Here is an 11,201-nt window from a genome sequence, read left to right as displayed (position 1 = left end):
ACCGTGCCACCACTCGTCATAGATGGGGATAACACTGCACCCAAGGTGTCCCCGTTGTGCTGCAATGCGAGACATGGCCACCTCGCCGGGCGCCCCTGCGTCGTATCCGCTGAGCCTCGCGGATACGGCGGGCATCGCGCCCGGGCGGGGCCGGGCCACCCTCTGGGCTTTCGCGGCGACGGCCGTCGCCGTGGTCACGGCCGGGGTTTCCTACGCCGTCGGCAGGGGCGGTGAGTTGGGGCCCTTCGGCGTGTACGCGCCCCCGGTGTGGGCGCTGCCGACCGTGCTCGCGGCCGGAACCCTGGCCGTGACCGGCGCGTGGGTCACCCGCAGCCGGAGTCCCGCGGCGTCGTCCGGTCTGGCACTGGCCACTGCGGCCGTGCTCCTCCCGTTCTGGGCGGGCTGGAACTGGCTTCCGGCGTCGGCACGCAGTGGGTTGCTCGGCGCGTCACCCTTCGCCGTGGCCGGGGTGGCCCGGGCCGTGCTGTGTCTGTCGCCGCGTCGTCCGACGGCGGTCGTGCGCCGTGGCCTGTGCGTGGTACTCCTGCTCGCCGGCGCCGCCGCCCTGGTGCATCTGGTGGCCTACAACCCGTTCGCCGACCCCGGTTGCGCCCGCGTCTGCGAGGACGTACAGCCTGTCCTCGAGGGGACATTGGCACCGCGCGCGGCGGTTGTCCTCGCCGGCCTGCTGACCCTCTGTGCGACGGGCACCGCGCTCACCACGATGGCGCGAGCAGGCATGCCAGGGGTGCCGCGCACGGTGGTGGCGGCAAGCCTCGTGGCATTCGGCATGCTGGCGGCCGCCTCCGCGTGGCAAGGGGCCCGCTGGGGTGAGCGCGCGCCCTCTCCGACCCAGCAACTGATGGAGCCGCTGGCCGTCGCCCTCGTCTCGGCCGCACTGTGCGCCACAACGGTCAGGGCGACAGCCACCCGGGCGGCGTTCGACCGACTCGCGCACCGCCTGTCCGGCCCCGAGGCCGCCGTGACCAGGGTTGGCGCCGGCGTTCGCGGAGCCCACTTCGCCATGCCGACGGCGCCCGACACACTCGACGGCGACGTTCGGTGGGTCGACGTCTGGGGCCGTGAGGTGGCGGCCCCGGCGCCGAGCAGATCCGTGGTCCTGGCCGACGACACCGGGCGACCGGTACTGCGGCTGCTGCTCGCCCGGCACGCGGACGGGGGTGATGCGCTGGCCAGGCTCACCCCGATGACCCGACTGGCATTGGGCAACGCCCGGCTGTCCGCTGTCCTGCGGGCACGGCTGACCGAGATCCGGGCCTCACAGCTGCGTGTGGTGGCCGCGAGTGACGCCGAGCGGCGGCGCCTCGAGCGCGACCTGCACGACGGGGTGCAGCAGCGTCTGGTCAGTGCTGCGCTCCACCTCAAAGTCGCTGCGTCCGCCATGGTGCCCGCGCAGGCACTCGCCCTGGCGGACGCGGAGGTTGCCGTACGCGACGCGCTCGCCCAGCTGCGCCGTGTCGCCCATGGCTTCTTTCCCGGTGTTCTCGCCGACGAGGGTCTCGACGCAGGGCTCGAAGACCTCGCTGCGACCTGCGAGATCCCTGTGACGGTCGACAGCCGGACCCTCGCCGAGGGCAGTACGGACGCTGCGCTGGCGGCCTACGCCGTGGTCGCCGCCGCCCTCGAAAGCGCTGCCCGCCGGCCCCGGGCCGCCTACGCCGAGGTGTCGGCCGTGGGCGACGGCGACACGTTCACCGTGCGGGTCGCGATCACTACGAGCGGCACGGTCTGCCGGCACAGCGTGGACGACCTTTCGATCACGGACGCCGCGGACCGCGTGGGGGCCACGGGGGGAGAGTTCACCTTGTCCAGCACATCAGAAGACGGAGCCATCGTGACCTTGCTGACGGCGGTGATCCCATGCAGGTCGTAGTGGCTGATGACGTCATGCTGATCCGGTCCGGCCTCGCCCGACTTCTCTCCGACGCGGGCGTGCAGGTCGTCGGCGAGGCCGCCGGGCCGGACGAGCTCATGCGCCTGGTCGCACTGGAACAGCCGGACGCCGCGATCGTCGACATCCGTATGCCGCCCACACACACCGACGAAGGTCTCATCGCCGCCCGCCACATCCGGGAACGCCACCCGGGCACGGCCATCGTGGTGCTCAGTCAGTACCTGGAAGTGCATTACGCCCAGCGTCTGCTCACCGACCAGACGGAAGCGGTCGGATACCTGCTCAAGGAGCGGGTATCCGACGTCGCCGTGCTGGTCGACGCACTCCGGCGGGTCACGGAAGGCGAGTGCGTGATCGACCCGGCGATCGTCTCCCGCCTCATGCGACGCCGACGCCCGGACTCGCCACTGTCCCGGCTGACTTCCCGCGAAGGCGAGATCCTCGCGTTGATGGCCGAGGGAATGTCGAACGCCCGGATCGCCGGCGACCTACGCATCAGCGAGCGCACGGTGGAGGCGAACTGCGCTCATCTCTTCCGCAAGCTGGGTCTGGCACCGTCGCCGGATGTCAACCGCCGGGTACTCGCCGTGCTCACACTGCTGCGCGGCTGACGCCGACTCTTCGCCTCCCCCCTCCGGGTAAAGGTGCCGATGAGCGGCACGCTCAACCTCGAAGTCGGAAACGACCCAAACGAAAAGGGCCCCCACAGGCTTCCGCCCGCGAAGACCCTTCGCACCGTCGGGACGACAGGATTTGAACCTGCGACCCCTTGACCCCCAGTCAAGTGCGCTACCAAGCTGCGCCACGTCCCGGTGCGTTCACCCCGCGGTGACCCGCGGTGATCGTGCGGGTTAACACTACCGCATGCGCGCAGGCCGCCCCGCGACGGTGTCGGGGCGGCCGGTGCGTACGTCAGTCGCGCACCCCCGTTGCGACGCTCTCCGGCTCGGCGCCCGACAGGTCGCTCGTGGCGCGGGCCGTGCTCGTGACGAGGCCGGCCCGCCGACCCGGTACGAGCAGTGCGGCGAGTGCCGCGGCCAGGAGGAGCAGGGCCAGCAGGGCGAAGCCGTGCGTGTAGCCGGAGGCGTAGGGCAGGCCCGAGGGCTGGAGGTGTCCGGTGACCAGGACGCTGGTGACGGCGGCGCCGATGGAGCCGCCGATGGTGCGGATGTTGGCGTTCATCCCGGTCGCGGCGCCGGTCTGCTCGGCCGGGACGCTGCCCACGATCAGGTTGGCCATGGAGGCGAAGGCGAGTCCGATGCCGAGGCCGAACACGCCCGCGACGAAGGCGACCTGCCACTGTTGGTCGTGCCAGAGGGTGAGGAAGCCGCACGCGATCGCACCCAGCGCGGCGCCGGTGACGAGGAGCTTCTTGGCGCCCAGGGCGGGCTCCAGGCGGCCGCCGAGAATGCCGGAGAGGAACATCGCCACGAGCATCGGCAGCATCAGCAGCCCGGAGGCGGTGACGCTCGCGCCGAAGCCATATCCGGCGGAGCTCGGTGTCTGGACGAAGCCGGGGAGGAAGGACCAGATCGCGTACATGCCCGCGCCGAACAGCAGCGCGGCGGTGTTGGTCGTCCACACCGCGGGCAGCCGCATGACGCGCATGTCGATCAGCGGGGTGCGGGAGCGGGTCTCGAACAGCAGCCAGATCACGAACAGGGCCACCGCGGCTGCGAACAGGCCGATCACCCGGGCCGAGCCCCAGCCCCACACCTCCGCCTGACTGAGCGGCAGCAGCAGGGCCACCAGCCACGCCGACAGCAGCGCGGCGCCGAGCCAACTGACGTGCCCCTCGGCCCTCTTGGGTGACTCGGGGACGTAGCGCAGCGCGATCAGGGTGGTCGCCGCGACGATGGCGACGGGGATCCAGAACAGCCAGCGGTAGTCGAGCGCGGACACGATGGGACCGGCGGCCACGATGCCGATGCCTCCGCCGGCGGCGATCACGGCGGACAGGTTGCTGATGCTGCCGCTCACCTCGGACGGGGCGAACTCGTCCCGGATGATGCCGAAGGAGAGCGGGAACAGGGCGCCGCCGACGCCTTGGACGACACGGGCGACTATCAGCACGCCGATGTCGGGCGCGAGCGCGGCGAGCAGACAGCCGGCAAGGACGGTCAGGAGCACGGCGACGAGTGTGCGTTTTTTGCCGATGAGGTCGCCGACGCGGCCGAGGATCGGCGTGAAGACCGAGGCGGACAGCAGGTATGCCGTCATCACCCAGGTCGCGGTGGACTGCGAGGTGTGCAGCGCGTGCTGGACGGTCGGCAGGGCCGGCGCGATCAGCGACTGCAGCATGGCGAACACACCCGCACCGGTCGCGAGGACCGCGAAGGTGAGGCGGGTGGTGGACTTCCGGGGCATGGAGAGCCTCTCCGAATCCGAACGGAGGGGTATCCCGTCAGGCGTGCCCGGCCGTACACGCCCATGGCGAACCCACTCCGCACTGCTAAAGTGGAGGTACCCCTCCACTGTAGCGGAGGCATACCTCCGCTTCAACCTAGTCCCGCCCCGGGAGGCAGCAGTGACGGCTCAGCCGTACCCCGTCAGTGAGATCGTCGCGTCCCGGCGCCCCCACCGGAAGGACGCGGCGCGCAACTACGACGCCCTGCTGGCCGCCGCGCGCGAGGCGTTCGCCGAGAACGGCGCGGAGGCGTCCCTCGAGGACATCGCGCGGCGCGCGGGCGTCGGCATCGGCACGCTGTACCGGAACTTCCCCACCCGCCGCCATCTCTTCGAGAGCGTCTACGCGAGCGAGGTGGATGACCTGTGCCAGGTCGCCGAGGAGGTCTCCGAGCTGGAGCCCTGGGAGGCGCTGACCTCGTGGCTGCGCCGGTTCGTGGGCTACACCGTCACCAAGCGGGCCATCCGAGAGGCGCTCAACAACGAGTCGGAGATCTTCCTGGCCTGCCGTGAGTCGATGTACGCGGCGGGCGGCCCGCTGTTCGAGCGGGCCCAGGAGGCAGGCGAGGCCCGCAAGGACATGGCCTTCGACGACCTGCTGCGGATGGTCGCGGGCATCACCGCGACGAACTTCCTCGACGACGCCCAGCGCGACCGCGTCCTGTCCGTCGCCCTCGACGGGGTCCGCGCCCCCCGCTGACGCCGCGCGGCCTGCCGTAAGCTTGCCGAACTCAACGATCGAGCGAACGGAACGGCATGTCCCTCCTGTCCCGCCCGGCGGTGGCCGCCCTCGCCGCCAAGTCGATGCAGCGTCTGGTCCTGTTGGCGAGCCGACGGGCCTCGGGTCCGGGCTCACAGGCCTCGTATCACGGCCGCTTTCCCGAATTCCCGCGCGACGCCCAGGAGTTGACGGTTCCTACGTCCGTCGCCCCGGCCCGCGTCGTGGTGTACCGGCCGCCGACGGACGAGCCCACTCCCCCGGTGCACGTCAACTTCCACGGCGGCGGCTACGTCATGTCGGTGACGGAGATCGACGATCCCCTCTGCCGTTTCCTCGCCGCCGAGGCGGGCGTGGTCGTGATCAACGTGGACTACGTCGTCGCCCCGCAGCACCCGTTCCCCGCGCCGACCAGGCAGGCGTACGAGGTGGTCCGCTGGGTCGCGGAGCACGGCGGCGAGCATGGCTGGGACGGGGGCCGGCTGTCCGTGGGCGGGCAGAGCGCGGGCGGGGGTCTCGCCGCGGCGGTGGCGCGTCAGGCCCTTGAGGAGGACGGGCCCTCGATCGCGCTCCAGGTCCTCCACTATCCGCCGCTGGACCTCGCGACCGATGTCAGGGACAAGCGGGCCGCAATCGCCAAGCCGATGCTGCGTCCCTGGATGGGGGAAATCTTCGACACGTCGTACGTGCCCGATCCCCGGCAGCGCACCGACCGGCTGGTGTCGCCCGCCCACTCCTCGGACACCGCCGATCTGCGGGGCATCGCCCCGGCGCTGATGGTCACGGCGGAGTTCGACCTGCTCAAGGAGGAGGGGGTGCGCTATGCCGAGCGGCTCAAGAGGGCCGGTGCGCTGGTCGACCACCACGACGTGGCCGGGGCCGATCACGGGTACGACGGCAAGGACGACAAGAAGGCCCGCGAGGTCTACGCCCTGATCGCGGACCATGTGCGGCGAGCCGTCAACTCCGGGGAGTCCGACGCCGGTTGAGCGGGTCGGGCGCGGGACGCGAGAGGCGGCCGGGACGCCCGCCGCACATCGGACGTCCCGGCCACCCGGCCCTCCCCCTCCCCCGGGCTCTCCCCGGGGAAGCGTCATCGCCTACGCGGCGACCTCGGGAGGCGTCACGCCCAACTTCTCCGCGTTCAACGTCAGTTCACGCCACACCTTCGGCGCCACCGGAATCCCCTTGGCAGCCCGCTCCACAGCCACCGCCGCACTGCGCTCACCGGGGTAGAACACGCCCTCCGCGTCATCCGCCGCCGGGAGTCCCTTGAGCGTGCCCAGGGTCGCGTCCACAGCCGCGGTGAAGGCGTCCGCGTCACCAAAGGCCGCAGGGTCAAGGGCGACGAGCAGCGCGTTCTGCCGGTGCTTGCGCCCGTCCGGATCGTCCGAGTGGAACCCGGCAAAGATCGGCGCCCCCACCAGAACACTGGTGAGCAGCTCAAAGGCCAACGACATGCCGGAACCCTTGGCGCCCCCCAACGGCAGCGGCATGACCGCCAGTTCCGGATCGGTGGTGGGGGTGCCGTCAGCGGTCGCGGCGGCACCCTGGGGCAGCGGGGTGCCGCTGACCTTGGCCTGGCGGAGCTTGCCAAGGGCGATCGTGGCGGTGGCCATGTCCAGCAGAAGCGGCGCGTGGCTGTCGGCCGGTACGGCGATGGCGAGCGGGCTGGTCGCCACGGCAGCGCCCTTGACGCCCGTGTAGCCCATGTTGGGCATCCCCGCGACGAAGCCGATGCCGACCAGGCCCTGCTCGGCGATCTTCGACACGTAGTAGCCGATGGCGCCGGTGTGCACGGTGCGGCGCACTCCGACGGCGGCGATACCGCCCGCCTTCGCCCTGCTCACGGCTTCGTCGGCGGCCGCGCTGAGGACGACCGGGCCGGGGGCGCGGTCGGCGTCCAGGACTGCGACGACCGCGGTGCCGGACTCGACCTTGATCTGCGGGTTGGCGTTGGCGACGCCCTTGTTCAGCAGCTCCAGATAGGCGGGGACACGGGCGATGCCGTGGGAGTCGACGCCGCGCAGCGCGGCCCAGACGAACACGTCGGCGGTGGTGCGGGCGTGCTCGGGGCTGAGCCCGCCCTTCTCCAGGAGGGCGGCGGCGAAGGCGCGCATCTCCTCGGCGGGGACAAGGACCTTGCCCGGCTTGGGCGTTGGGGTGTCGGACATGGTGGCGTATGCCTCCTGGGTCAGCGGGTGACGAGTACGTCGACTACGGCGGTGGTGCCCTCCGCCACGGCCTTGAGCGCACGCTCAAGCGCGGGGACGAGCGCGTGGGGCGCGTCGACGGTCTCGGTGTGCATGCCGAACGGCTCGGCGAACTGGGCGAGCCGGGGCAGCCGGTGCAGATCTGTGCCGAGCCACTCCCCCGTCTCGGCGGCGGCGCCGTCGGGGTAGAACCTGCGGTGGTTGAGGTTCATGGACTTGTAGACGCGGTTGTTGAACACCACGATCAGCACGGGGAGTTCGTACGCCTTCGAAGCGTCGTACGACTGGATGACGGGGTTGTACGCGAAGGCACCGTCGCCGATCGTGAGCACCACCGGCCGCTCCTGCGCGGCGAGTTTGACACCGAGGGCGACCGCGATGCCCTGGCCGAGGCCGCCCTGTACGTAGAAGTACGAGTCGGGGGCGTCGGTCTGCACATGGCGCTTGACGACGCGGCTGTGAGTGATGGTCTCGTCGACGACGATCGCGTCACTGCCGTCGAGCAGCTTGCGCAGCGTGGCGGCGACGAGCACGGGGTCGATGCCCTCGGCCTGGGCGGCGGCCTTCGCCTCGGCATCCGCGATGGCGGCCTGCTCGGCGGTGTGCCGCTCCTCCTGAGCCGTACGACGAGTCAGCACGGCGGCCTCGTCGAGATCCTTCGCCCGCTTGGCGAGCTGGCGCAGGGTGTTGGCAACGTTGCCCTCCAAGTACTTGTCCGCGAACAGGACTTGGTAGACGACGTGCGGGCGCTGCGGCACCTCGTCGATGACGACGATCGTGGCCTTGGAGGGGCGGCGCGACGGCGGGTAGAACGGGGCGCGGCAGTTGACGAGGAGGATGAGGTCCGCCTCGTCCATCCACGGGCCGATGTCGCTGCCCGCGTGCAGCGGGTGGGTGCGCGGGAAGTTGCCGCACACCGCCGAGTCGGGCTCGACGACCGGGATGTTCCACGCCTCGGCGAAGGCGACGAGGGCCTCGAAGCCGCCCGCCTCGCGACCGGCCGTCTCCGTGACGATCACGGGGTTGGACGCCTCGCGGATCATCTGCGCGACCGGGTCGACCTCTTCCGGCGAGCTGTGCGTGGAGCCGGGCGCCACGATGGGCTTGGCCTCGCGCCCGTCCCACTCCTCCAGGAGGATCTCCAGGGGGACGTTGAGGTACGCCGGTCCCGCCGGCGCACGCCAGGCCAGCTCCGCCGCCCGCGCGACCATCGTCGGCAGGGTGTGGACGCTGGCCGCCTCGTTGGACCATTTGGTGAAGGGCTGCGCGATCTGGTGCGGCCCGCCCACGATCGACAGGTTGCGATACCACTGGCCGCCCGGGTCCTGCCCGGGTCCGTCGCCGTACGTGGTCGACTCCGAGGAGCTGACCACCATGGGGACGCCCGCGAGCAGCGCCCCGTGCACGGCCATCGAACCCTGCAGCAGACCGGGGGCCGCGTGCAGCAGCACCCCCTGCGGGCGGCGCTTGAGCAGGCCGTAGCCGGTGGCCATGCCCACGGCGACGGTCTCGTGCGTCAGGTCCAGGTACTCGGGACAGGGCAGCCCGTCCCGGTGGCGCCGGGCCAGCGACTCCCACACCGGGGCCCACTCGGACCCCGACGAGCAGAAGAGGTAGTCGGCGCCGACGGCGTTGAAGGCGGTGACGAGAGCGTCGCCGCCGTCGGCGCCCGGGGTGTTGGTGATGTCGGTCATCTCTCGTGCTTCCTCAGCCCTCGATCGGCCAGTTCAGGACCTCGGAGATGCCGCGGCCCATGATCCATTCAAGCTCCTCGGGGGTGAAGTCCCAGTGCTTGGTGAACTGCTCGATCGTGTCGGTGTAGGTGATGCCGTGGCCGAGGAGACGCGTGATGTCGGTGCCGTAGAAGCAGCGCTGCGGGCCCATCTTGTCGACCATCTCGCGCACGTACTTCTGGATGTTGTTGTTCGGGAAGGGCTGCGTGGAGTAGCCCGGGAGCGCCGAGACCTTCACGTAGATGTTGGGGTGGTCGGCCAGGTCGGCGGTCTCCTGGACCCAGTAGCCGATCGCGTCGTCGACGCAGCGGGCCATGATGCCCATGTGGTCGATGATGATCTTCAGCTCGGGGTGCTTGGCGGCGATCTCGCCGAGCTCACGCTTCCAGATCGGGGCGTGGACCATCGTGGGGACGCGCAGTTCCTCGGCGATCGGCCAGTACCAGTCGTTGGTGCCGTCGATCATCCAGTTGCGGTCGATCGGCCGGTGGAAGGTGAGCCGGGTGCCCTTCACATGCGGGTTCTGGGCGAAGTCCTTCAGCATGGCCTTGCCCTCTTCGGGCTTGTTCTGCGGAATGCGGGCCATGATGCCGAAGCGGTCCGGGTGCGCCTCGCAGGCCTGAAGGGCGTAGTCGATGCGGTCGCCCTCCCACGACGGCGGCAGGATCAGCGCCCGGTTGACGCCGGCCTCGTCCATCAGCTCAAGGGCCTCCTCGTAGGAGAAGGGGTCCTCGCGGTGGCCGTTGAGGCGGATCCGCTCACGGGCGCCCGGGACCCAGGGGCGGTCCGCGGACTCTTCCAGCCAGATGTGGATCTGGGTGTCGACAACGAACATGCCGTCAGCTCTCTTTCTTCGAAGTTCTCTAGGGGGTGGTGAAGTGGTGCGGAACGGAACGCTAGGCGGGTCCTGAGGCCTTGCCGAGCCCCTGGGACGCAAGCTGTTGTTGCGCGGAAGTCCGCTGTTCGCGGGGCATTTTCAGGTTGCTTCAGGCGTCGTCGAAAACGGTGTCGACGATGTGCTCCGCGATCGCCATGGAGGAGGTCGCGGCGGGCGAGGGGGCGTTGCGTACGGCCGTGACCGCGCCGATCCGGTGGATGGCGAAGTCGTCGACGAGCGAGCCGTCCCTGCCGAGCGCCTGGGCGCGTACGCCGGCTCCGCCGCGCACCACGTCGGAGGCATCGATGCCGGGGACGTACGCCTTGGCGTCCTTCATGTAGGCCCGTACCGACAGTGAGCCGCGCATCTCCTTGATGCCGGTTCGCCAGTGCTCCTTGGCGAGGTGCCAGATGCCGGGGAAGCGGGCGATGCGGGCGAGTTCGCGCAGGTCGATGTCGGAGAGGCGGTATCCCTCGCGGGAGAACGCCAGGACCGCGTTGGGGCCGACCTCGACCTCACCGTTGACGCGGCGCGTGAAGTGCACACCGAGGAAGGGGTAACGCGGGTCCGGCACCGGGTAGATGAGGCCGCGCACCATGTGCGTCTTCGCCGCGACGACCGTCATGTACTCGCCGCGGAACGGCACGATCCGAGGGTCGCTGCCGTCGTCGGCGAGCGCGGCGACCTGGTCGCTCTGGAGCCCCGCGCACAGCACGAGGCGGTCCACCTTGAGGTTCGCGTCGGGCGAGGCGACCTCGACGCCGCCACCGGTGAGCCGGGCGACGCGGGTGACCGGGAAGCCGAGCCGGACCTCGCCGCCACCGTCCTCGATGTCCTTGGCGAAGGACATCGCGATGGCGGTGTAGTCGGTGATCGCGGTGCGCGGGGAGTGGATGGCCGCCCTGCCCACGGCGTGCGGCTCGATCTCCCGGATCTCGCCGGCCGACACCCGGCGCACGCCGGGCACCTTGTTCTCCAGCGACTTGGCGTACAGCGCCTCCATACGGGGCACCTCGTCGTCGGTCACCGCGACGACGAGCTTGCCGCACTCGTCGTAGGGCAGCCGCCGTTCCTCGCAGTACTCGCGGATCATTCCCATGCCCTTGGTGCACAGGCGGGCCTTGAGGCTGCCGGGTGTGTAGTAGATCCCGGCGTGGACGACGCCCGAGTTGTGGCCGGTCTGGTGGACGGCGACCTCGTGTTCCTTCTCCAGGACCACGACCCGGGTGCCCGGGCGACGCAGGGCGATCTCGCGGGCCGTGGCCAGGCCCACGATGCCGGCGCCGACGATGCCGATCGTCTCGTCAGCCATCGGCATCCTCCTTTCCTTGCAGGGGCC

The 11,201-nt window shown here is 70.7% G+C and carries 9 protein-coding genes and 1 tRNA gene; 4 read left to right on the top strand and 6 right to left on the bottom strand.

Annotated elements, in window-relative coordinates; translation table 11 throughout:
- Positions 1-73 precede the first annotated feature (73 nt).
- Together AC5DRG_RS45425 and AC5DRG_RS45420 are read left to right on the top strand one after the other, a co-directional pair.
- Positions 74-1,894 carry a sensor histidine kinase gene (locus AC5DRG_RS45425; protein ID WP_491806010.1) on the top strand — a complete coding sequence of 607 codons (1,821 nt, stop codon included), beginning with the start codon at positions 74-76 and terminating at the stop codon, positions 1,892-1,894.
- Positions 1,882-2,526, top strand: coding sequence for a response regulator (locus AC5DRG_RS45420; RefSeq protein WP_491806008.1), 645 nt, complete (start codon positions 1,882-1,884; stop codon positions 2,524-2,526). The genes AC5DRG_RS45425 and AC5DRG_RS45420 overlap by 13 nt, the downstream gene beginning before the upstream one ends.
- A gap of 127 nt (positions 2,527-2,653) precedes the next feature.
- On the opposite strand, the gene AC5DRG_RS45415 is transcribed toward AC5DRG_RS45420, so the two are convergent.
- Both AC5DRG_RS45415 and AC5DRG_RS45410 read right to left on the bottom strand, forming a co-directional pair.
- Positions 2,654-2,727 (bottom strand) — tRNA-Pro (locus tag AC5DRG_RS45415).
- Positions 2,728-2,827: 100 nt separating this feature from the next.
- Positions 2,828-4,282 carry an MFS transporter gene (locus AC5DRG_RS45410; protein ID WP_491806006.1) on the bottom strand — a complete coding sequence of 485 codons (1,455 nt, stop codon included), beginning with the start codon at positions 4,280-4,282 and terminating at the stop codon, positions 2,828-2,830.
- Positions 4,283-4,442: 160 nt separating this feature from the next.
- Between AC5DRG_RS45410 and AC5DRG_RS45405 the strand changes: the two genes are divergently transcribed.
- Positions 4,443-5,021: a TetR/AcrR family transcriptional regulator gene (locus tag AC5DRG_RS45405; RefSeq protein WP_491806004.1), complete on the top strand. Its 579-nt coding sequence runs from the start codon at positions 4,443-4,445 to the stop codon at positions 5,019-5,021.
- A 56-nt stretch (positions 5,022-5,077) separates the two neighbouring features.
- Complete coding sequence (locus AC5DRG_RS45400; protein ID WP_491806002.1) at positions 5,078-6,028, top strand: alpha/beta hydrolase fold domain-containing protein; 951 nt, start codon at positions 5,078-5,080, stop codon at positions 6,026-6,028.
- Positions 6,029-6,139: 111 nt separating this feature from the next.
- Here the strand turns inward: AC5DRG_RS45400 and AC5DRG_RS45395 are convergent, their stop codons facing one another.
- The 4 genes from AC5DRG_RS45395 to lhgO all read right to left on the bottom strand — a co-directional run bounded on the left by AC5DRG_RS45395 (position 6,140) and on the right by lhgO (position 11,174).
- Positions 6,140-7,213 (bottom strand): Ldh family oxidoreductase, encoded by a 1,074-nt coding sequence (locus AC5DRG_RS45395; RefSeq protein WP_491806001.1) that lies wholly within the window; start codon positions 7,211-7,213, stop codon positions 6,140-6,142.
- 20 nt (positions 7,214-7,233) lie between these two features.
- Entirely contained in the window at positions 7,234-8,946 is a 1,713-nt protein-coding gene (locus tag AC5DRG_RS45390; protein ID WP_491805999.1) for a thiamine pyrophosphate-dependent enzyme, read from the bottom strand.
- Positions 8,947-8,959: 13 nt separating this feature from the next.
- Positions 8,960-9,820: an amidohydrolase family protein gene (locus AC5DRG_RS45385; protein ID WP_491805997.1), complete on the bottom strand. Its 861-nt coding sequence runs from the start codon at positions 9,818-9,820 to the stop codon at positions 8,960-8,962.
- Positions 9,821-9,971: 151 nt separating this feature from the next.
- Positions 9,972-11,174 (bottom strand): L-2-hydroxyglutarate oxidase, encoded by a 1,203-nt coding sequence (gene lhgO, locus AC5DRG_RS45380; RefSeq protein ID WP_491805995.1) that lies wholly within the window; start codon positions 11,172-11,174, stop codon positions 9,972-9,974.
- Positions 11,175-11,201: the final 27 nt, after the last annotated feature.

The sequence above is a fragment of the Streptomyces sp. JLBG701 genome (assembly GCF_058544905.1).
The sequence above is the reverse complement of the archived record's forward strand: the minus strand, read 5'-3'. Positions and strand labels throughout refer to the sequence as shown.